General features: G+C 69.5%; 19 protein-coding genes and 1 pseudogene. 17 read left to right on the top strand and 3 right to left on the bottom strand.

What is annotated here, in order from left to right; all coding sequences use genetic code 11:
• The first annotated feature begins 59 nt into the window (after positions 1-59).
• The 3 genes and pseudogenes from QFZ27_RS34180 to QFZ27_RS34190 form a co-directional block, all read left to right on the top strand.
• Positions 60-248, top strand: a complete 189-nt coding sequence (locus tag QFZ27_RS34180; protein WP_429230969.1) for a hypothetical protein — start codon at positions 60-62, stop codon at positions 246-248.
• 105 nt (positions 249-353) lie between these two features.
• Complete coding sequence (locus QFZ27_RS34185; RefSeq protein WP_429230971.1) at positions 354-914, top strand: SMI1/KNR4 family protein; 561 nt, start codon at positions 354-356, stop codon at positions 912-914.
• Positions 915-1010: 96 nt separating this feature from the next.
• A pseudogene (locus QFZ27_RS34190) lies at positions 1011-1232 on the top strand (PAAR domain-containing protein); the annotation flags it as partial.
• Positions 1233-1276: 44 nt separating this feature from the next.
• On the opposite strand, the gene QFZ27_RS34195 reads toward QFZ27_RS34190, so the two are convergent.
• The 3 genes from QFZ27_RS34195 to QFZ27_RS34205 all read right to left on the bottom strand — a co-directional run bounded on the left by QFZ27_RS34195 (position 1277) and on the right by QFZ27_RS34205 (position 3186).
• Complete coding sequence (locus QFZ27_RS34195; RefSeq protein ID WP_429232547.1) at positions 1277-1792, bottom strand: hypothetical protein; 516 nt, start codon at positions 1790-1792, stop codon at positions 1277-1279.
• A gap of 11 nt (positions 1793-1803) precedes the next feature.
• Positions 1804-2634 (bottom strand): hypothetical protein, encoded by an 831-nt coding sequence (locus tag QFZ27_RS34200; RefSeq protein ID WP_429230973.1) that lies wholly within the window; start codon positions 2632-2634, stop codon positions 1804-1806.
• Between the two features lie 75 nt (positions 2635-2709).
• The gene (locus QFZ27_RS34205; protein ID WP_342238667.1) at positions 2710-3186 is read right to left on the bottom strand and encodes an Hcp family type VI secretion system effector; all 477 of its coding nucleotides are present in this window, start codon (positions 3184-3186) and stop codon (positions 2710-2712) included.
• A 381-nt stretch (positions 3187-3567) separates the two neighbouring features.
• Here QFZ27_RS34205 and QFZ27_RS34210 point away from each other — a divergent pair, with 381 nt between their 5' ends.
• The 14 genes from QFZ27_RS34210 (at position 3568) to icmH (ending at position 20622) form a co-directional block, all read left to right on the top strand.
• Positions 3568-4047: a hypothetical protein gene (locus QFZ27_RS34210; RefSeq protein ID WP_429230974.1), complete on the top strand. Its 480-nt coding sequence runs from the start codon at positions 3568-3570 to the stop codon at positions 4045-4047.
• A gap of 145 nt (positions 4048-4192) precedes the next feature.
• A complete protein-coding gene (gene tssA, locus QFZ27_RS34215) occupies positions 4193-5323 on the top strand; it encodes a type VI secretion system protein TssA (RefSeq protein WP_429230976.1) in 1131 nt (376 codons plus the stop codon).
• 54 nt (positions 5324-5377) lie between these two features.
• On the top strand, positions 5378-5911 hold the full coding sequence (tssB, locus tag QFZ27_RS34220) for a type VI secretion system contractile sheath small subunit (protein WP_429230978.1): 534 nt from the start codon (positions 5378-5380) through the stop codon (positions 5909-5911).
• Positions 5912-5916: 5 nt separating this feature from the next.
• A complete protein-coding gene (gene tssC, locus QFZ27_RS34225) occupies positions 5917-7413 on the top strand; it encodes a type VI secretion system contractile sheath large subunit (protein ID WP_429230980.1) in 1497 nt (498 codons plus the stop codon).
• Between the two features lie 9 nt (positions 7414-7422).
• A complete protein-coding gene (tssC, locus tag QFZ27_RS34230; protein WP_429230982.1) occupies positions 7423-8976 on the top strand; it encodes a type VI secretion system contractile sheath large subunit in 1554 nt (517 codons plus the stop codon).
• 28 nt (positions 8977-9004) lie between these two features.
• A complete protein-coding gene (locus tag QFZ27_RS34235; RefSeq protein ID WP_429230984.1) occupies positions 9005-9829 on the top strand; it encodes a type VI secretion system accessory protein TagJ in 825 nt (274 codons plus the stop codon).
• Positions 9816-10310, top strand: a complete 495-nt coding sequence (gene tssE / locus QFZ27_RS34240; protein WP_429230985.1) for a type VI secretion system baseplate subunit TssE — start codon at positions 9816-9818, stop codon at positions 10308-10310. Before QFZ27_RS34235 ends, tssE begins: the two co-directional genes overlap by 14 nt.
• Positions 10303-12114, top strand: a complete 1812-nt coding sequence (gene tssF / locus QFZ27_RS34245) for a type VI secretion system baseplate subunit TssF (protein ID WP_429230987.1) — start codon at positions 10303-10305, stop codon at positions 12112-12114. Before tssE ends, tssF begins: the two co-directional genes overlap by 8 nt.
• A complete protein-coding gene (tssG, locus tag QFZ27_RS34250) occupies positions 12111-13145 on the top strand; it encodes a type VI secretion system baseplate subunit TssG (RefSeq protein ID WP_429230989.1) in 1035 nt (344 codons plus the stop codon). The genes tssF and tssG overlap by 4 nt, the downstream gene beginning before the upstream one ends.
• A 29-nt stretch (positions 13146-13174) precedes the next feature.
• Complete coding sequence (tssH, locus tag QFZ27_RS34255) at positions 13175-15835, top strand: type VI secretion system ATPase TssH (protein ID WP_429230991.1); 2661 nt, start codon at positions 13175-13177, stop codon at positions 15833-15835.
• Between the two features lie 48 nt (positions 15836-15883).
• A complete protein-coding gene (tagH, locus tag QFZ27_RS34260; protein ID WP_429230992.1) occupies positions 15884-17218 on the top strand; it encodes a type VI secretion system-associated FHA domain protein TagH in 1335 nt (444 codons plus the stop codon).
• Positions 17219-17379: 161 nt separating this feature from the next.
• Positions 17380-17859 carry a type VI secretion system lipoprotein TssJ gene (tssJ, locus tag QFZ27_RS34265; RefSeq protein WP_429230993.1) on the top strand — a complete coding sequence of 160 codons (480 nt, stop codon included), beginning with the start codon at positions 17380-17382 and terminating at the stop codon, positions 17857-17859.
• Entirely contained in the window at positions 17860-19200 is a 1341-nt protein-coding gene (tssK, locus tag QFZ27_RS34270) for a type VI secretion system baseplate subunit TssK (RefSeq protein ID WP_429230994.1), read from the top strand.
• Positions 19201-19203: 3 nt separating this feature from the next.
• Entirely contained in the window at positions 19204-20622 is a 1419-nt protein-coding gene (gene icmH / locus QFZ27_RS34275) for a type IVB secretion system protein IcmH/DotU (RefSeq protein WP_429230996.1), read from the top strand.
• Positions 20623-20626: the final 4 nt, after the last annotated feature.

The following is a 20626-nucleotide window of genomic DNA, read 5'->3' on the forward strand; positions in this document are numbered from 1 at the left end:
AGCAGACTAGGCGTGATATTACAGCGCGCTCTCGTGAAAATAATCACATCACGCACTCAATGCTGCGTATCGAGATGTCTGACGACGGGCCGTACTATGTGATCGATCTATCGCTGACGGACGCCGAGGGAGAAAGAGCCGTTTTGGAATTGCCAGTTCAAGGGATGTCCGGTGGGTCGGAGAAGATAGCTGACGATTTCGGAAGCTTCCTTCTGGCCGAAATCGCCTATGCTTTGTCAGATGATTAATGCCCATCAACTTATGTGATCTTCCATCGTCGGCATCAATCCGGTTCCGACATTTGTTACGATCTTAGGAAGCCGGATGACGGAATTCTGAGAAAGGAGATCCTCATGGAGATTCTGATCAGGCCGGCTCAGCAGGGATCGCAGAGACGAACCTGGGCTGATGTTCCCGATGCCGCCCCGCTGGTCGTCGACGCATGGGAGAAGAGGAACAATATTCCTGTTCCGCCCGACTATCGGCGGTTCATCACAAAATACAATGGTGGTCGCGTTTATCCACCCATGTTCAGATACACCGTCCCAATTGATAAATATCCATCGACTGAACCGGTCACATATCTTGACCCTCTATATGACTGGAGTTACATCGAAGAAATTTGGAATGGAGGCGTATTTAATGGCCGAAACCCGCCGCAGATGCTGATGATCGGCTCGGATCCTGGCGGGCTGGAAATTCTATTGTCACTTAGAGAGGAAGATTACGGCAAGATCTATACGTGGCTGCATTCGCTTTCGGGATGGGGCGAGGAAGGCAATGATGCCATTTATCTCCTGGCGAGCTCATTTCGTGAGTTCATGGACAGTCTCTATGACAATGAAACCAGGGATGGTTACACCCACTGGCACCGCCTCGGTCTGGCACATTTGGAACGGAAGCTGGAATTCTGAGAGTCAGTGTTTTCGGCGATTTGGCAGAACCGGCATTCAGGCCAGGTCGTGGCGGCGCGGCGCGGCGCGGCTCGCCGCCTGAGGAAGGAAGACATCATGGGCAAGCCCATCGCGCTCGTCGGCCATCACCACATCTGCCCGGCGGCCGAGCCCGGGCCGAAGCCGCATGTCGGCGGCGCGATCGCCCAGCCGCAGCGGAGCTTCGTGCGGTTCAACGACGTTCCGGTTGCGGTGCGTGGCGACAAATGCACCTGCATCGGGCCTCCCGATACCATCACCGGAGGCTCCGGAATCGTGCGCATCAACGGCAAGCCCGTGGTCCGGATCGACGTCCCGATCGACTGGCCGGCCTGTCAGCTCGATCAGGCCGCTGCCGCCCGCTCCTCGTCCCGCAGCGTCACGGCGATCACGGCGAGGGCGGCCAGCAGGCGGGCGCCGGCCGGCCGCGACTCGGCCGAATCGGGCGGGCTGCGCCCCGGACGGCCGCCGCTCAGGGCAACCGATCGGATCTCCGCCCCGTCGATGCCGGGGATCAGCCGTGCCAAAGCGGCGTCGAACAGGCGCGACGGCCGCAGCGCCCCGCCGCCCTTCTCCGCCCCGGCCAGGCGGTCGCGGGCGATGCGGCAGGCCTGGGCCGCCAGCGCCTCGTCCTGCGCCGGCGCGGCCGCCCCAGAGGGGAGCCGCCAGGCGAGCCGGCTGCGGAAGCCGGGCAGCGACGGCCCGAGCTCGGAGACGGCCGATTCCAGCACCATGGCCTGGCGCTGGCGCCGCAGCGTCTCCGCCGCCGTGCCGGCGGCCTCTGCCGCGGAGCGGGAGGCCGGACCGTCGAGCTCGCGCAGAGTCGCTCGGACCAGTTCCAACATCTGATCAGCGCGCATGATCGTCTCCCTCAGCTCACAGGGATGGAGGCCGCCGGGGCGGGGCTCGGCACCGCCGGCGCCGGCATCGGGTTCGGCGCCGCGACCGGGGTCTCCTGGGTCAGCGGCCGCGACGCCCGAATCCGGCTCGCATCGACATCCGGCGATAGGCCGATGACGGGCGCCGGGGCGGGGCTCGATGCCGCCGGCGCCGGGATCGGGCCCGGCGCCGGGATCGGGTTGGGCGCCGCCGGAACCGGATTCGGCGCGGCGCCCGCGGGGGTTTCCGTCAGCGGCCGCGATGCCCGGATCCGGCTCAGGTCGACATCCGGCGACAGCCCGGCGCGCGCCTGCAGCGTCGGCGCCGCCACCGGCTCGCCCTCGCCGATGGTGTGGACCAGGCCGGAGACCGAGACGATCAGGCCGCTCAGATCATTGATGGTCGAGGCCTGCTCGGGCACCGTGGCGGCGTTCCGGCTGGTCGACATGCGGGTCCGGCCGAGGGCCAGGCTGACCTGGCGTTCGGCCTTCTGCAGCTCGGCATACTGCTCCGGATTCACCCGGCGGCCGCCCTGGCTGTCCAGGCCGGCCCTGGACTCGACGATCTGCTGCTTCAGCTGCGTCAGCCGCTGCCGCATGGTCTCGACCGTGCGGTCGAGCGTGAGGCGCGAGGTCTCCGTCTTGCGGGCCAGGGCTTCGGCCGACAGGGGTACCGCCTCGGCGACCTGCGGCGACGCCTGCGCCGCGGGTTCCGGCCCCTTGGCGTAGCCCGGGAACGCCTTCTGATCGGGGATCTCCTGGCCGCAGGCCGCCGCCAGCAGGGACAGCGCCAAGGCGGTGACCGGAGGCTTGATCGACATCATCGGCATCACCTTTCGCGAATGGGGAACGGGCCGGGACCCGCGGGTCCCGGCCGGCCAATCACCCTCGCAGTCCGCTCACCCGCGCAGCGTGGTGCCGACGTCGTAGCTCGCCACCTGGTTGCTGACGGGCTTATGGTTCTCGTCATAGGTGGTGTATTTCAGATCCACCTTGGTGAAGTTCAGCGTGACCTCCTCGACCGGGCGGTCGCCCGTGGTGTTGATCTGGTAGCCGCTGACCAGCGCATTGGTCAGCTTGTACTCCATGTAGGTGCTGCCCGGGCTGCCGGTGGTGACCAGGTGGATGGTCACGGCCTTGCCCTGGTTGCCGGTTGCGGCAGCCTCGAACAGCTTCAGCGACGCGCCGTCCATCGCCTTGGTCAGGCGGATCTCGCCGATCACCGGCTCTGAGGCCTCGCGGTTCTGGGAGGAGCCGGACGGCGTCGAGACGGCGCGGTGCACGCCCCAGTTCAACGACGCCACATCCATCCACTTCTTGTGGTTCTCCTGGGTGGCATCGCCCTGGATGCCGTCGATCTGCACGTAGATCGCCATGGTCCCTCAGTCTCCTTTCATAGGAAATAAAATGAGAACAGCCTCATCCGAAACAGGGGTCCGGCCTCAACACGAGGGCCCCGGCAATCCAGAGCACCTCGGGCCATGAACTTCCCTGGAATCACTTCCCAAACTGCAGATGATCGCTGTTGTGTCCGGCCTGTGCCCACCCACACCGCCTATAATCTGCGGGACGGCCCTGACACATCAGCGTCACATTTCAGTCCAGATCCCCCTGGTGTGACTCAAGCTCGCTCGAGACAGATGCATCTATACACAGGATTAAGGATTCTGGAAGGCGAAAGACATTTAGCGCATAATCGATACTAGCAAGCTCGAAGGAGGTCCCTGGTGCGGTTTTGTCGGACAATTCTCGCCCTGATGGCGAGCGCAACCCTGCCGTTCGGCCTCGTTTTGGCCCAGCAGCCCGAGTCGCCGCTGCCGCCGCCCAACCCGGAGGCGCCGCCCTACTACAAAACCCTCGCTCTCGAGGGCGAGTTCAAAACAGATCCTTTTCCCATCGGCGTCGTCGCCGGCGGCCATTACTCCGTCTCCCGCATGGGCCGGGACTGCATCGGCAACATCACCGCCGAGCGCCCCGACGTGACGGTCGAGTTCAGGGAGGGGAAGCGCCCCCTCACCCTCTATGCCGCCGCCGGATCGGACACCGCGCTGCTCGTCCACACCCCAGGCGGACAGTGGCTGTGCGCCGACGACACCACCGATGGCGGCATGAACCCGGCGCTGACCTTCGAGCGGCCGGAGAACGGCACCTATGCCGTCTGGGTGGCGTCGGTCGACACCTCCAGCCGTCCGGTCCCGGCCGTCCTGGCGATCAGCGAATTTCCCCCATCCTGGTGATGGGCATGGCCTGTCGGATCATTTCCCTAATGTGGGCTGGATGCCGCTTCGCCGCTCCCACTCGCTAGGATATGCCTATGTTCCAGGGAACTCCGGCCTATTATAGACAGATCTGTGGTGCGATCGTCAGTAAGCGAGCAGCCCGGTGCAAACTCCTGAGGTCCTGAACATCCAGGCGCTGCTGGCGCCGGTTCCGGGGTCGAGCCCGACCGGCGCAGACCCGCGCTCGGACGGCCCGCCCGCGGCGCCATTCCAGCGCCTGCGGGACCTGCGGGCGCAGGCCCGCACGCAGGAGCGCGCGGCCGACGCCGAGGAGGACGCGGCGCCGCCGACGGCGGAGTGGCGCCAGATCGTCGCCGCCGCAAGCGAGATCCTGGCGGGGCAGTCGAAGGACCTCGAGGTCGCCGCCATGATGGTGGAGGGCCTGACGCGGCTGCACGGCTATGCCGGGCTGCGCGACGGCTTCCGGCTGCTGCACGCCCTGGTCGAGCGGCACTGGGACGGCCTGCACCCGGCCCCCGACGAGGACGGACTGGCGACGCGCCTGCGCCCGATCACCGGGCTGAACGGCGAGGGCGCCGAGGGCACGCTGATCCGGCCGATCCGGAAGATTCCCCTGATTCGCGGTCAGCAGGGCGACTATGCGCTGTGGCAGATCATCCAGGCGGGCGAGGTCGCCGCGCTGGACGAAGACCGGCGGCAGCAGCGCCTGGCCGCCGGCGCCCAGGATCTCGACGCCGTCACCGCCGCGGCCCAGGCGATGGACGCGACGGAGGTGTCGACGACGCTGGCCGACATCGTCGGCGCCCAGGACGCTTTCCTGCAGCTGTGCCACGGCCTGGACCAGCTGTGCGGCGCGGAATCTCCGCCGAGCTCGAACATCCGCAACGTGCTGGAGGCGGCCCGCGATGCCCTGTTCCTGGCCCTCGGCGACCGCGGCCAGTCGCTGCGGCAGGCGATCGGCGCGCCGCCCAGTGCCGCCGCGGCCGCCCCGCCGGCCTCGCGGCCACAGCCCGACCGGTCCGGACCGGAGGCGCCCGCCGCAGAGTTCCCGGCCGGCGGGATCCGCGACCGCGAGGATGCCTTTCGCCTGATCGAGCAGGCCGCCGCCTGGTTCCGCCGGATGGAGCCGCAGGCGCCGATCTCCTACACGCTGCAGGAGGCGGTGCGGCGGGCCCGCCTGCCGCTGCCCGATCTGATCGACGAATTGATCCGGGACGATGCCGCCCGGGGGGATTTTCTGGTGGTCGCCGGCATCAGGTCCCGCGGCGGGTGATGCCGCGGGCGAACGTCTCGGGAGCAACGCATTGAACAAGACGAGGTCGAGGTGATGATGTCCAGCATTCACGACAAGCTCGAGCGTGTCCGCAAGCCGCGCGTCCACATCACCTACCAGGTCGAGACCGAAGGCGCGGTCATCGAGAAGGAACTGCCCTTCGTGGTGGGTGTCCTCGGCGATTTTTCCGGGGATCCGACCCAGCCGCTGGCACCGCTGCGCGAGCGCAAATTCGTGCAGATCGATCGCGACAACTTCAACGACGTCATGGCGCGGATCGCGCCGGGCCTCAATCTCCGGGTCGAGAACACGCTGAAGGACGACGGCACCGAGTTCTCCGTCAACCTCGCCTTCAAGTCGCTCGAGGACTTCGAGCCGGCCTCGGTCGTCCACCAGGTCGAGCCGCTGCGCAAGCTGCTGGAGACCCGGAACCGGCTGCGCGACCTGATGACCAAGATCGACCGCTCCGAGGATCTCGAGGCCCTGCTCGAGCAGGTGCTGCAGAACAAGGAGCAGCTGTCCCGGCTCTCGCATGAGCTCGGTACCCAGGGTGCGCCCCACGCGGGCGACGGCGGAACGAAGGAGTAAGGGCCATGGCCGTGGAGAAGTCCCAGACCCAGACCGCCGCCCCGGTCGTCGAGACGACCACGCTGCTCGACCAGGCGATCTCGGCGACGCGGCAGACCGAGCCCGAGCGCGCGCAGGAGCTGCTGCGCACCCTGACGGAAGAGGCGCTCAAGGGCACCGTCACCTACGACCGCAACCTGACCGCGACCCTGAACCAGGCGATCAAGGTCATCGACGAGCAGCTGTCCCGCCAGCTGGCGGCGATCATGCATCACGAGAAGTTCAGGCAGCTCGAAGGCTCCTGGCGCGGGCTGCACCACCTGATCAGCAACACGGAGACGAGCGCCATGCTCAAGATCCGTGTCATGAACGTCTCGAAGCGCGAGCTGTACCGCGATCTGAACAAGGCGGTGGAGTTCGACCAGAGCCAGATCTTCAAGAAGATCTACGAGAGCGAGTTCGGCACCCCCGGCGGCGAGCCCTATGGCGCGCTGATCGGCGACTACGAGTTCTCCAACCACCCCGAGGATGCCGAGCTGCTGCAGCACATCAGCCAGGTCTCGGCGGCGGCCTTCGCTCCCTTCGTCTCGGCGGCGGGCCCGGCCCTGTTCGGGTTCAACGACTACACCGAGCTGTCGCGGCCGCGCGACCTGGAGAAGATCTTCGAGGCCCAGGAATACGCGAAGTGGCGCAGCTTCCGCGACAGCGAGGACAGCCGCTTCGTCACCCTGACCCTGCCCCGGGTCCTGGCCCGGCTGCCCTATGGCGACAGCACCCGCCGGATCGACGAGTTCGACTACGAGGAGGCGCCGATCGACGCCGACGGCATCCACCGGGCGATGGAGCACGACCATTACTGCTGGATGAACGCGGCCTATGTGATGGGGACGCGGCTGACCGACGCCTTCGCCCAGTACGGCTGGTGCACCGCCATCCGCGGCGCCGAGGGCGGCGGCAAGGTCGAGGACCTGCCGTTCCACACCTTCGTCAGCGACGACGGCGATCCGGACCACAAATGCCCGACCGAGATCGGCATCACCGACCGGCGCGAGGCCGAGCTGTCGCGCCTCGGCTTCCTGCCGCTCTGCCACTACAAGAACACCGACTACGCGGTGTTCTTCGGCGCCCAGAGCACGCAGAAGCCGAAGAAGTACGACCGGCCCGAGGCGACGTCGAACGCCGCCATCTCGGCCCGGCTGCCCTACATGATGGCCACGTCGCGCTTCGCCCACTACCTGAAGGTCATGGCCCGGGACAAGGTCGGCTCGTTCCTCGAGGCGGAGGATTGCGAGGCCTGGCTGAACCGCTGGATCATGAACTACGTCAACAACAACAAGGATGCCAGCCAGGACATGAAGGCCCGCTACCCGCTGGCGGAGGCCAAGATCTCGGTCAAGGAGATCCCGGGCTCGCCCGGCGCCTACAACGCGGTCGCCTGGCTGCGGCCCTGGCTGCAGATGGAGGAGCTGACCACCTCGCTGCGCATGGTGGCGCGCATTCCGAACGCCGGCGGCAACGGCTGATCCCGGCCGATGCCGGAAGGGGCAACGGCGCGCACCCGGCCGTCCGGTGATGACCGGACGGGCCTTGGGCCGGACCTGATCGACCGCATCTTCGCCGGCGGGGGCCGGGACACCGCCGACGGGGCCGGTCCCGTCGTCACGTTCCTGGCCGAGCCCCGCCGGGCGCAGGCGCTCGTCCTCTGGTTCGGGCGGGCGGAGGCGGCGCGCCTGCTGCGCGACCGCCGGGCGCTGCTGGCGGCGATCGACCGTGAGATCGCCCGGATCGACGCCCTGATCTCGGCGCAGCTCGACGCCATCCTGCACGCGCCCAGGCTGCAGCAGCTCGAAGCGAACTGGCGCGGCGTCGCCTATCTGGTCGACGGCGCCGCCGGCACCGCCGCCAAGATCCGCCTGCTGGACATCGGCTGGGCGGAGGTCTGCCGCGATCTCGAGCGGGCGATCGAGTTCGACCAGAGCCAGCTGTTCCAGAAGGTCTACGAGCAGGAGTTCGGCACACCCGGCGGCGAGCCGTTCGGCATCCTGGTCGGCGCCTACGAGATCCGGCACAAGCCGGCGCCCGGCCACCCGACCGACGATGTCGCGGGGCTGCGGGGCATGGCGCAGATCGCCGCGGCCGCCTTCGCGCCGTTCATCGCCGGGGCGCATCCGACGCTGCTGGGCGTCACGAGCTTCGCCGAGCTGGGCCAGCCGATCGACCTCGCGCCCGGCTTCCGCACCCCCGATTATGTCCGCTGGCACGGGCTGCGGGAGATCGAGGAGGCCCGGTTCCTCGGCCTCACCGCCCCCCGGGTCCTGATGCGGCTGCCCTGGGCCGACGACGGCAGCCGGGCCGACGGCTTCCGCTATCGCGAGGACGCCTCCGCCCCCGACCTCTCCGGCTATTGCTGGGCCCCCGCCGTCTTCGCCTTCGCCGGCACGCTGATCCGCGCCTTCGAACAGTTCGGCTGGTTCGCCGAGATCCGCGGCGCCGCCGCGCAGGGCGGCAGCGGCGGGCTGGTCACCGACCTGCCCAGCATGTCGTTCGGCACCGACCGGCCGGGCGTCGGCACCAAGATCGCCCTCGATGTCGAGCTGACCGATGCGATCGAGAAGGACCTGACGGATCTCGGCATCATCGCCCTCTCCCGGGCGCGGGATACGCCGCATGCGGTGTTCCACGGCAACCCGTCGCTGCAGCGGCCGAAGGGCGACAGCCGGCAGCCGGCGGCGACCGCCAACGCCCGGCTGTCCGCCATGCTGCAGTACATCTTCTGCATCAGCCGCTTCGCCCATTACGTGAAGGTGATCGGCCGCGACCGCATCGGCGCCTTCCAGACCGTCGAGGACTGCCAGGAGTTCCTGCGCCGCTGGCTGCTCGGCTACTCGATCGCGAGCGACACCGCCACCAGCGAGCAGCGCGCCCGCTATCCGCTGCGCGAGGTCGACGTCTCGGTGCGCGAGCTGCCCGGGCGGCCGGGCCTGTATGGCTGCGTCATCCATCTGCGGCCGCATTTCCAGCTGGACCAGGTGGCGTCGAGCTTCCGCCTGGTCACCGAAATCGCCCATGCCGGCCAGGCCGCATGATGCCGCCGAAACGAGTCGAGGATCCGACATGACCTCTGCGACCGAGCATTTCCAGGCCGGCCGCCTGGCCGGGGCCCTCGCCGCCGCCCTGGCCGAGGTGAAGGCCGCGCCCGGCGTCACGGCGAAGCGGGTCTTCCTGGCCGAGCTGCTGTGCTTCGCCGGCGATTTCGAACGGGCCGACCGCCAGCTCGACATCGTCGCCGACCAGGATCCCGGGGTGGCGCTGGGCCTGGCCCTGTTCCGCCAGTTGATCCGCGCCGCCCAGGCCAGGGCCGAGCATTTCTCCGCCGGGCGGCTGCCGGAGTTCCTGGACCCGCCGGCCCCGCATCTGCAGCGCCTGCTCGAGGCAGGGCTGGCCCTGCGCGATGGACAAGGGGAGGAGGCCGGCCGCCTTGCCGCTGAGGCGGAAGCCCTGCGGCCGCCCTGCCCTGGCCGCCTGGACGATGCCGAGATCGACGACCTGCGGGACATCGACGACCTCGTCGCGCCGGTCTTCGAGGTGCTGACCAGCACCGGGAAGTACTACTGGGTGCCGATGGAGCGCGTCGCCGCGATCGAGTTCCACGCGCCGGAGCGGCGGCGGGACCTGCTGTGGCGGCGCGCCTCGATGACCGTCACGGACGGCCCGGAAGGCGATGTCTACCTGCCGGTGCTGTATGCCGGGGCGGCCGCGGACGCCGACGACGGCGCCAAGCTGGGCCGGGTCACCGAATGGCAGGGCGGGACCGGCACCCCGGCCCTCGGGATCGGGCAGCGCTGCTGGCTGGCGGGCGAGGCGGCGGTGCCGATCCTGCAGGCCGGCCGGTTCGAAGCCCGCGCGCCAGACGCCGGGGCGGCCCATGGCGAAGGATGACGGCGCCCTCCTGCTCTCCGTGCTCGACCGCCTGCTGGCGGACGAGGCGGAGCCGGCCATGCGCGGCGGCGTGCAGCGTGGAGCCCGGTCCCTGGCGGATATCCGCAACGGGGTCAGGCGCGACCTGGAGAACCTGCTGAACACCCGGGCGCGGCCGATCGCCTGGCCCGAAGCCTGGGACGAGCTTCGATCCGCCCTGACCGGCTACGGCCTGCCGGACTTCACGGCTTTGTCCATGACCTCCGCCGAGGACCGCGAGCGCTTCCGCGCCGTGATCGAGGCCACCATCCGCCGGTTCGAGCCGCGGTTCCGCTCCGTCACGGTCCGCCTGCTCGACAACACCGAGGGCCTGGACCGCACGCTGCGGCTGCGGATCGACGCGCTGATGCATGCCGAACCGTCGCCGGAGCCGATGACCTTCGATTCGGTGCTCGAACCGGTGAGCCGCAGCTTCTCGGTGACCTCGCGCAGCCATGGCTGAAGACCTTCTCGCCCATTATCAGCGCGAGCTGACCTATATCCGCCGCCTGGCCGGCGAGTTCGCCGACGCGCATCCGAAGATCGCCGGGCGGCTGCGGCTGAGCGGCGAGGCGACGGACGATCCCTTCGTCGCCCGCCTGATCGAAGCCTTCGCCTATCTTAACGCGCGGATCCGGACCAAGCTCGACGACGACTTCCCGGAGTTGACCGACGCGCTGATCGGGGTGCTGTACCCGCATTACGCGGCGCCGATCCCGTCGATGGCGATCGCGCGGTTCGACTGCCGGGCGGATATGCGGGGCGCCTATCGCGTCCCGCCGGGGACCGAGGTCGGCACCGAAACCGTGGACGGCGAGGCCTGCCAGTTCCGGACGGGGTACCCGCTGACCCTCTGGCCGATCGCGATCGACACGGTCGCCTTCGGCGCCAGGCCGATGGCGGCGCCGCCCAATCCACGGGCCGTCGGCGCCTCCGCCATCCTGCGCGTCGGCCTGCGCTGCCTGAACGAGGCGACGACCTTCTCCTCGCTCGGCGTCGAGACCCTGCGCTTTCACCTGTCCGGCCCGGCGCTGCAGGCGCTGCCGCTGTACGAGCTGATCCACAATGACTGCCTGTCGATCGCGGTGGCCGACGGCCCGACCGACCCCAGCCCGGCGATCCTGCCGGCTGCAGCGATCAAGCCGGTCGGCTTCGGCCCCGACGAAGGGCTGCTGCCATACCCGGCCCGGTCGCATCTCGGCTATCGGCTGCTGACCGAATATTTCGCCTTCCCCGAGAAGTTCCTGTTCTTCGACCTCGACGGGCTGGAGGCCAAGACGCTGCTGGCCGCCGGCCGCCGGATCGAGATCTTCTTCTATCTGCGCCGCGGATCGGCCGATCTGGAGCGCAGCATCGGGATCGAGTCCCTGGCCCTCGGCTGCACCCCGATCGTCAACCTGTTCCCGCTGCGGGCGGAGCCGATCACGGTCAGCCAGGCCACCACCGAGTATCGCGTCGTCCCTGACTCCCGGCGGCCGATGGCGACCGAGGTCTATTCGATCGACCAGGTCGAAAGCTCGGACGAGCGCGGCCAGGTGACCGCCTTCGAGCCGTTCTACGCGCTTCGGCACGCCGGCGCCCGGCGGGCCTATTGGCATGCCGCACGACGGCCCGGCGGGCAGGGCGAGAACGGGACGGAGGTCTTCCTGTCCCTGGTCGACGAGGCCTTCGACCCGGTGTCGTCGCCCAAGACGACGCTCTCGGTCGACCTCCTGTGCCTGAACCGGGACCTGCCGATCCGCCTGCCCTTCGGTGGCGGCCATCCGCATCTGAGCGCGGCGGATTCATCCCCCGCGATCGACCGGGTCCTCTGCCTGACGCCGCCGACGCCGACGCTGCGCCCGGCCCTGGGCAAGCGCGGCCGCTGGCGGCTGGTCTCGCATCTCGCGCTCAACCACCTGTCGCTGACCGACGACACGGACGGCATCGAGGCGCTGCGCGAGATCCTGAAGCTCTACGACTTCCGGGATTCGCCCGAGACGCGGGCCGTGATCGACAGCCTGCTGAAGGTCTCCGGCCGCCGCGGTTCGGCGCGTCTGTCGGGCGACGCGCTCGGCGGCTTCGCCCGGGGCGTCGACATCACCGTCGAGTTCGACGGCGAACGCTTCACGGCCTCCGGCCTCTACCTCTTCGCCTCGGTGCTGGAGCGCTTCCTCGGGCTGTACTGCAGCATCAATTCCTTCTCGCGGCTGACCGCCGTCATCCGCGGCCGCTCGCAGCCGCTGCGGCGATGGCCGCCCCGGGCGGGGGAGACGGTGCTGCTGTGATCGACCGCCTGACCAGGAAGCCCTGGAGCATCGAGGCCTTTCAGGCCATCCGCCTGCTCGAGACCGCGGCCCGGAAGCGCGACCCGGGGCCGGACGGCCGTGGCCGCCCGATCGGCGAGGACCTGGCACCCGCCGGCGAGGCCGTGCGGCTGACGGGCACCACCGCTCTCGCCTTTCCGGCGGGCTCGGTCGCCCGGTTCGACCCGCCTGCCCTGGAGGAGGGCGGGCCGCCCCGGCTGGCCGTCACCCTGTTCGGGCTGACCGGCCCGTCCGGCGTCCTGCCCAGCCACCTGACGGCCGAGGTCAACCGCGCGGCCCGCCAGAAGCGCCCGGCGCTGCAGGCGTTCCTCGACCTGTTCCAGCATCGGCTCGCCTCGTTCTTCTACCGCGCCTGGGCGAAGTACCGGCTGCCGGTGGCCTATGAGCGTTCGGGCGGCGCCGGGGACGAGATCTCCGGCGCCCTGCGCGCCCTCGTCGGGCTGGGCACGCCGCATCTGCAGCGGCGCCTGGCGGTCGACGACGAGGCGGTCATCCACTATGCCGGGCATTTCGCCCGCTGGCCCCGCTCGGCGGCGGCGCTGGAGGCCCTGCTTGGCGACTATCTCGGCCTCCCCGTGGCGGTGCAGCCATTCGAGGGAAGCTGGCTACCCCTGCCGCCGGAGGAGCGCAGCGCGCTGCCGACCGCCGCAACGCCGGACGGCAATTTCTGCCAGCTCGGGATCGACGCGGTCGCCGGCGACAGAGTGTGGGACCGCCGCGGCAAGTTCCAGATCCGGGTCGGCCCGGTGTCCTGGGCGCGATTCCGCACCTTGCTGCCGGGATCGGACGAGGTCCGCCGCCTGGCCGAGCTGACCCGGCTGTATGTCGGGCCCGGCCTCAGCTTCAACCTGCGCGTCGTGCTCGATCGCCGGGAGGTGCCGGAGCCACGGCTCGGCCCCGAGGCGTCAAGGCTCGGCTGGACCAGCTGGGCCGTGTCCCAGCCGCCGCCGGCCGACCTGTCCGACGCCGTCTTCGAACTCGACGACATCTGATCACCGCCGCACGCAACACGAGCCCCCGCATGGCCGCCATCGATCTGAAATCCCTCGTCGGCAAGCTCAACGCGCCGTGCCGCCGCGCCCTCGAAGGCGCCGCCGGCCTGACCCTGTCGCGATCGCAGTTCAACGTCGAGATCGAGCACTGGCTGACCAAGCTCCTTGAGGACGAGCGGTCCGACGTCGCGGCCTGCCTGCGCCACTACGAGATCGCACCCGAGCGGGTCGCCGCCGAGCTGGCCCGCGCCCTCGACCGGCTCAAGACCGGGAACGCCCATCCCCCTGCCCTGTCGCCGTCCCTGGTCTCGCTCGGGCGCGAAGCCTGGCTTCTGGCCACGCTCGAATATGGCAACGGGCAGATCCGCTCCGGGCATCTCCTGGTGGCGCTGCTGTCGGACGAGACGCTCGGCCAGCATGCCCGCGCGGCGTCGCCCTCCCTCGCCCGCATCCCGCCCGACGAGCTGCGCCGCAGGCTGGCCAGCATCGCCGCCGCCTCGGCCGAGGCCGAGGTCGTCGAAACAACGGCGCGAACCGACGGCGCCAGCCCGCAGCCGGCCGGCGCGGGGCGGACCGAGGCGCTGGACCGCTACACCATCGACCTGACGGAGCGCGCGCGGACCGGCCGGCTCGACCCGGTGCTCGGCCGCGACGGCGAGATCCGGCAGGTCATCGACATCCTGACGCGGCGGCGGCAGAACAACCCGATCCTCACCGGCGAGGCCGGGGTGGGCAAGACCGCCGTGGTCGAAGGCTTCGCCCTGCGGATCGCTGCCGGCGACGTCCCGGAGGATCTGCGCAACGTCTCGCTGCGCACGCTCGACCTGGGCCTGCTGCAGGCCGGCGCCGGGGTGAAGGGCGAATTCGAGAACCGCCTGAAATCGGTGATCGAGGAGGTGCAGGCGAGCCCGCGGCCGATCATCCTGTTCATCGACGAGGCACACAGCCTGATCGGCGCCGGCGGCCAGGCCGGGCAAGGCGATGCCGCCAACCTGCTGAAGCCGGCCCTGGCGCGCGGCGAACTGCGGACCGTCGCCGCCACGACCTGGTCCGAATACAAGAAGTACTTCGAGAAGGACGCGGCCCTGACCCGCCGCTTCCAGGTGGTGAAGGTCGACGAGCCGGGCGAGGCCGCCGCCATCGACATGATGCGCGGCGTCGTACGGATGCTGGAGGCGCATCACGGGGTCCGCATCCTGGACGAGGCGGTCGAGGATTGCGTCCGGCTGTCCCACCGCTACGTCGCCGGCCGCCAGTTGCCCGACAAGTCGATGAGCCTGCTCGACACCGCCTGCGCCCGGGTGGCCATGGCCCAGGCGGCCACGCCCGAGGCGATCGAGGAGCGCCGGCGGCAGATCGAGCGGCTGGAGGCCGAGATCGCCATCCTGCGGCGCGAGGAGGCGACGAGCGGCGAGACGGGGCGCATCACCGAGCTGCAGTCCCGGCGCGACCAGGCCGCGGCCGAGCACGAGGCGCTTCGCAACCGCTGGGAGGAGGAGCGCGCCCTCGTCGACCGGATCCGCGGGCTGCGCGACCGGATCGAGACGGCCCAGGGCCTCGGCCCCGAGACGGAGACCTCGTCCGAGGACGTCGAGGACGTCGCGGCGCTGCGCGCCGAATATGCCGAGGCCCGCCGGGCTCTGGGCGAGTTGCAGGGCGAGGCTCCGCTGATCCCGGTCGAGGTCGACGCCCAGGCGGTCGCCGCGGTCGTCGCGAACTGGACGGGCATCCCGGTCGGCCGCATGGTGTCCGACGAGATCCGGTCGATCCTGGCCTTGGAGGACCGCCTGCGCGAGCGGGTGGTGGGCCAGAACCATGCGCTGGAGGCGGTGGCCCGGGCCATCCGCACCGCCCGGGCCAAGCTGACCGACCCGCGCAAGCCGATCGGCGTGTTCCTGTTCCTCGGCCCCTCCGGCGTCGGCAAGACCGAGACCGCCCTGGCCCTGGCCGATCTGCTGTATGGCGGCGAGCAGAACCTGACGGTCATCAACATGTCGGAGTTCAAGGAGGAGCATAAGGTCTCGCTCCTGCTCGGGTCGCCGCCCGGTTATGTCGGCTACGGCGAGGGCGGGGTGCTGACCGAGGCGGTGCGGCGGCGCCCCTATTCCGTCGTGCTGCTGGACGAGCTGGAGAAGGCCCATCCCGGCGTCCAGGACATATTCTACCAGGTGTTCGACAAGGGCATGCTGCGGGACGGCGAAGGCCGGGACATCGACTTCAAGAACACCGTGATCATCCTGACCTCGAATGTCGGCACCGACCTCGTCGCCAAGCTGTGCGCCGATCCCGACACGGCCCCTGCCCCCGCCGACCTCGCCGCGGCGCTTCGTCCGGAGCTGCTGAAGGCGTTCAAGCCGGCCTTCCTCGGCCGCCTGTCGGTGATCCCCTTCCTGCCGCTGGACGACGACACGATGCGCGGCATCGCCCGGCTGCAGCTCGACCGGATCCGGTGGCGCATCGAGGAGGCGTATGCCGCGCGCTTCAGCTACGACGACAGCCTGATCGACGAGCTTCTGGCCCGCGCGACCGAGAGCGAAATCGGCGCCCGGGCCGTCGAGCAGATCCTGGCGAACACGGTTCTGCCCGAGCTGGCCGCCGAATGTCTCGCCCGTATGGCGGATTCCGCTCCTGTCCAGGCGGTGTCCGTATCCGTCGACTCCCACGGCGCGATCCAATATCGTGTCTCATAGCGCGGTCAGGACTGTGCTCCCTCGCACCTTCTCCCGAGTTCCTCGGTCATGAAGCTGACCCTTGACCTCACCGCCGGCGGTTCCGGCCCCTATGGGGGCGACGCCACCCGGACCCTCGATCGCTGCGGCCTGACCCTGGGGCGCGGCCAGGACAACGACTGGGTGCTGGAGGACGGCTCGCGGTTCGTCTCGAAGAACCATTGCCTGATCGACTATGTCGACGGGCGATACGTGCTGTTCGACCTGTCGACCAACGGCACCTTCGTCAATGGCGGAACGACGCCGGTCGGCCGCTCCGGCAGCGTCGTGCTGTCCGACGGCGACCGGATCGCGGTCGGCGACTACCATTTCCTGGTCCGCCTGTCCGGCGCGGACGCCCCGGCCGCCAGCCATTCGATCGATATCGACGATCCCATGGCCATGCCCTTCGGCGTCGATACGGCGGGCGGCGCGAAGCTGCCCCCGCATCGGCCGGAGGCGACGGGATGGCGGCCGGTGCCGACGCAGGCCCGCCGCTCCCTCTTCGAGGTCGCGTCCGACGAAGGCTGGGCCGGCGCAGCCGAGCCCGACCATACTCCGGCGCATCATGTCGCCATCCGGACCCCGGCACCGCAGTTCCGGGAAATTCCGGAGGATTGGGCCGAGGACAGCCCGGCACCGGCGGAGAGGCCCGCGCCGGTCCGGCCGATCCCGCGGGACTGGCACGACACTCCGACGCCGCCATCCCCGCCCGCGCCGCCGCAACCGCAGCCGCCGCCTCCTGTGGCCGAGGCAGCGCCGGCCACGCCCACCGGCCCCGATCCGCTGCGTCTCATCCTCGAGGCGGCCGGCCTGGATCCCGCCCAGTTTCCGGCGGAGCGCAGCGAGGAGCTGGCGCGCATGATCGGTCAGATCCTGCGCAGCAGCGTGCAGGGGCTGCTCGAAGCGCTCGACGCCCGGTCTTCCTTGAAGACGGAGTTCCGGATCGAACGGACGGCGATCCAGCCGCGCAACAACAACCCGCTGAAATTCGCGACCTCGGTGGAGGAGGCGATCACCGCCATCCTGTCGCCGCCGCTTCCCGCCTTCGCCAAAGGGGCGGATGCGATGGAGGAAGGGTTCCGCGATCTTCGCCGGCATCAGATCGGCACCATCGGCGGCATGGAGGCGGCGCTGCGGCATCTGCTCGACCGGCTGTCGCCGGACGCGGTAGCGGAATCCGCGGGCGGCGCCTCCGGCGGGCTGGGCGCAGTCCTGCCGGCGGCCCGCAAGGCCCGGCTCTGGGATGCCTATGCCGCCCTGCACCAGCAGATGTCCGACCGGGCTTCCGAAAACGTGCGGGACCTGTTCGGCAAATCCTTCGCCGAAGGTTACGAACGACTGAGTGACCCCGCTCAGAAGTAATCACAATAAAATTCTACGATCATAATAACAGCGCAGAATGCGTACCCGTAATGAGGATGTAACGCATGCCGGCTATGGACAGAAGGACGGGCTTTTTCCTGGCGGTCTGGCCTCAGGATAAAACGCCTGCTACACAGGACGGCAATGCTATCGACCGATTGATGATCGCGGTGCTGGGCGTGGCCGGGCTGGTGGCTGGGTGCAGCACCGTCGGGGCGATCAGCGACATGGTCGATCGGACGCTCGGCTTCAAGCCGGGGGACACGACGATCACCGTCGACGCCGCTCCCGGCGTCAATCCCGACGCCTCGAACCGCCCGTCGCCGATCCTGGTCCGGATCTATCAGCTGAAATCGGGGGCGGCGCTGGAACAGGCCGACTATTTCAAGCTGACCGAGAACCCCCAGGCCGCGCTCGGGGACACGCTGATCAGCAGCGAGCAGATGCTGCTGACGCCGGGCAAGTCCCGGACGCTGTCGGTGCAGTTCGACCCCGCCGCCCATCAGATCGGGGTGGTGGCGGGCTTCCGCGATATCGACCGGGCCAAGTGGCGCGCCGTCGAAAGCGTCGATCCCGACGATGTCGACGCGGTGGCGATCCATGTCGGCGCCGCCGACATCTCGATCAAGGTCGAGGATTAGATGAGCTGGGACAACAAGGTCGTCTGGGCGGAGGGCATGTTCCTCCGCACCCACCATTTCCAGCAGTTCGACCGCTATGTCGAGAAGCTGGTCCGCGCCCGCGTCGCCGGCCTGCTACCTTACGGCTGGGGCATCCGCGAGCTGCGGGTCAATCGCGACCTGCTCGGCACCGGAAAATTCGCCGTCTCGGGGGTGTCGGGGGTGCTGGACGACGGCACGCCGTTCTCGGTGCCGGAGGATGCCGACCATCCCCCGCCCCTGACGGTGCCGGAGAACACCAAGAACGCCATCGTCTATCTGGCGGTGCCGGTCCGGCAGCCGGGGAATCCGGACATCGACCACAACGAGGCCAATGCGACGGCGCGCTACGCCACCACGGAGTTCGAGGCGACGGATGCGAACGCCTTCTCCCCGGCGGTGGCGGCCATGCAGGTGGCCCGGCTGAGGCTGCGATACCTGCTCGAGACCGACGACCGGTCGGGCTATGTCTGCCTCGGCCTCGCGCGCATCGCCGAGGTCCGGGCCGACCGCTCCATCGTCCTCGACGACAGATACATCCCGCCCTGTCTGGCGCATGACGCCTCGGCCAGCCTCTCCGGCTACGTCTCGGAGCTGGTCGGACTGCTGCATCATCGCGGCGAGGCCCTGGCCGGCCGGGTCAACGCCTCCGATGCGCGCGGCGTGGCCGAGGTGGCGGATTTCCTGCTGCTACAGCTGGTTAACCGCGCCGAGCCGATGTTCGCGCATGTCGCTGCGGCTTCCGGCATCCATCCCGAGCGGCTCTATGCCGCCATGCTTGAGCTGGCGGGGGAGATCTCGACCTTCACCGGCCGGGACAAGCGGCCGGTCGCCTTCCCGCCCTACCGCCACGACGACCTGCAGCACTGCTTTCAGGCGGTGATGATCGAGCTGCGCCAGGCGCTGTCCGCGGTGCTCGAGCAGAGCGCCGTTCCGATCCCGCTCGAGGAGCGCCGGTACGGCATCCGCGTCGCCGAGATCCATGACCGGACGCTGCTCGACCAGGCCGCCTTCATCCTCGCGGTCCGCGCCGACGTGCCGGCCGAGGCGGTGCGCCGGCATTTCCCGACGCAGATCAAGATCGGGCCGGTGGAGCAGATCCGGAACCTGGTCAACGCCGCGCTGCCCGGCGTCACCATCCGGCCGCTGCCGGTGGCACCCCGCCAGCTGCCCTACCATCCGGGCGTGATCTATTTCGAGCTGGACCGGAACAGCCGCCACTGGACCGATCTCAAATCGTCCGGCGGCATGGCGGTGCATGTCGCGGGCGAGTTCCCGAACCTGCAGCTCGAATGCTGGGCCATCAAGGCGCAGCGGGGATAGCCGATGGTCGATGACGATCCGTTCGCCGACCCGCAGGATGCCGACCGCACCGTGATCCGGCCGCGGCCCGGCGGCGCGCGCCCGGCGGCGGTGGTCACCGGCGGCGTCCCGGCCGGGGACGGAGAGAAGACGCTGGTGCCGCGCGCGGCGCCTCAGCCCCGCCCCCGCCTCGCGGCCGGCGTGGCGATGCCGGAGTTCGACGGCGCGGCGCCGATCGCGCCGACCGGGGTGAACAAGGTCATCCAGGCGGCCACGCCCCTGTTCGCGCTCGCGGTGCGGCTGAAGAATCGCGCCGTCCACCGTGACGTGCCGCTGCTGCGCGAGCGCGTCATCGCCGAGATCCGCGCCTTCGAGCGCAACGCCCTGGCCACGGGCGCCACGGCCGACGCGATCCGGGCCGCCCGCTACGGGCTCTGCGCCACCATCGACGACCTCGTCCTGAACACGCCCTGGGGCAGCCAGAGCGTGTGGACCAAGCAGTCGATGGTCTCGACCTTCTACAACGAGACCTGGGGCGGCGAGCGGTTCTTCGACATTCTCGACCACCTGATGAAGGATCCGGAGCGGACGCTCGATATCCTCGAACTCTTTTACGTCTGCCTGGCGCTGGGCTTCGAGGGCCGCTACCGGATCGATCCGCGCGGCCCGGCCCGGCTGTCGGAGACCAAGGATTCCCTCTACAGCGCGATCCGGCGGCGGCGGGACCATCGCGAGCGCGCCCTGTCGCCACATTGGGCCGGCGTCGCCCCGACCGGGCGGCGGCTGTCGCGCCTGGTGCCGCTCTGGGTCGTCGGCGCCGCGGCCGGCGCGATCCTGCTGGGCGCCTTCTTCGCCTATCAATGGCTTCTGGATGGGACGTTGCAGCCGGTGATGACGGCGGCCGCCCGGGTGCCGCCGGTCGGCCCGGTGGTGATCGAGCGGCCGGCGCCGGTCGAGCCGCCACCGCCGCCACCACCGCCCCAGATCGTCAAGGAGACCTCGGGCAGCCGTCTCAAGCGCTTTCTCGAGCCGGAAATCCGCGAAGGCCTGGTCACGGTCGTCGAGGACCAGCAGACCACCCGCGTCCGGATCAACGGCAACGGGCTGTTCGCCTCGGCCAGCGACACGGTGACCGACGACCGCAAGCCGATCCTGGTCCGTATCGGCGACGCGCTGAAGACGGAGCCGGGCCAGGTCGTGGTCGAAGGCCACACCGACAACCAGCCGATCAAGACCCTGCGCTTCCCCTCGAACTGGCAGCTCTCGCTGGCCCGGGCGGAGTCCGTCCGCCGGATGCTGGCGGGCCGGGTCCAGGACGACGCCCGCTTCTCGGTCGAAGCAAAGGCGGACACGGTCCCGCTGGTCCCGAACGACACCAACGACGGCCGGGCCCAGAACCGCCGGATCGAGGTGGTCCTCCTCAAGCCCACGAAGGGCGGCTGACGCC

The organism is Inquilinus ginsengisoli (assembly GCF_050434925.1).
In the GTDB taxonomy this organism is placed as follows: domain Bacteria; phylum Pseudomonadota; class Alphaproteobacteria; order DSM-16000; family Inquilinaceae; genus Inquilinus; species Inquilinus ginsengisoli_B.

Bases quoted from the DNA above. Each gene is read 5' to 3' on its own strand.
- QFZ27_RS34180 (WP_429230969.1), top strand. From the start codon at position 60: ATGCTGCGTATCGAGATGTCTGACGACGGGCCGTACTATGTGATCGAT.
- QFZ27_RS34185 (WP_429230971.1), top strand. From the start codon at position 354: ATGGAGATTCTGATCAGGCCGGCTCAGCAGGGATCGCAGAGACGAACC.
- QFZ27_RS34195 (WP_429232547.1), bottom strand. From the start codon at position 1,792: ATGCGCGCTGATCAGATGTTGGAACTGGTCCGAGCGACTCTGCGCGAG.
- QFZ27_RS34200 (WP_429230973.1), bottom strand. From the start codon at position 2,634: ATGATGTCGATCAAGCCTCCGGTCACCGCCTTGGCGCTGTCCCTGCTG.
- QFZ27_RS34205 (WP_342238667.1), bottom strand. From the start codon at position 3,186: ATGGCGATCTACGTGCAGATCGACGGCATCCAGGGCGATGCCACCCAG.
- QFZ27_RS34210 (WP_429230974.1), top strand. From the start codon at position 3,568: ATGGCGAGCGCAACCCTGCCGTTCGGCCTCGTTTTGGCCCAGCAGCCC.
- tssB (WP_429230978.1), top strand. From the start codon at position 5,378: ATGATGTCCAGCATTCACGACAAGCTCGAGCGTGTCCGCAAGCCGCGC.
- tssC (WP_429230980.1), top strand. From the start codon at position 5,917: ATGGCCGTGGAGAAGTCCCAGACCCAGACCGCCGCCCCGGTCGTCGAG.
- tssC (WP_429230982.1), top strand. From the start codon at position 7,423: ATGCCGGAAGGGGCAACGGCGCGCACCCGGCCGTCCGGTGATGACCGG.
- QFZ27_RS34235 (WP_429230984.1), top strand. From the start codon at position 9,005: ATGACCTCTGCGACCGAGCATTTCCAGGCCGGCCGCCTGGCCGGGGCC.
- tssE (WP_429230985.1), top strand. From the start codon at position 9,816: ATGGCGAAGGATGACGGCGCCCTCCTGCTCTCCGTGCTCGACCGCCTG.
- tssF (WP_429230987.1), top strand. From the start codon at position 10,303: ATGGCTGAAGACCTTCTCGCCCATTATCAGCGCGAGCTGACCTATATC.
- tssH (WP_429230991.1), top strand. From the start codon at position 13,175: ATGGCCGCCATCGATCTGAAATCCCTCGTCGGCAAGCTCAACGCGCCG.
- tagH (WP_429230992.1), top strand. From the start codon at position 15,884: ATGAAGCTGACCCTTGACCTCACCGCCGGCGGTTCCGGCCCCTATGGG.
- tssJ (WP_429230993.1), top strand. From the start codon at position 17,380: ATGATCGCGGTGCTGGGCGTGGCCGGGCTGGTGGCTGGGTGCAGCACC.
- tssK (WP_429230994.1), top strand. From the start codon at position 17,860: ATGAGCTGGGACAACAAGGTCGTCTGGGCGGAGGGCATGTTCCTCCGC.
- icmH (WP_429230996.1), top strand. From the start codon at position 19,204: ATGGTCGATGACGATCCGTTCGCCGACCCGCAGGATGCCGACCGCACC.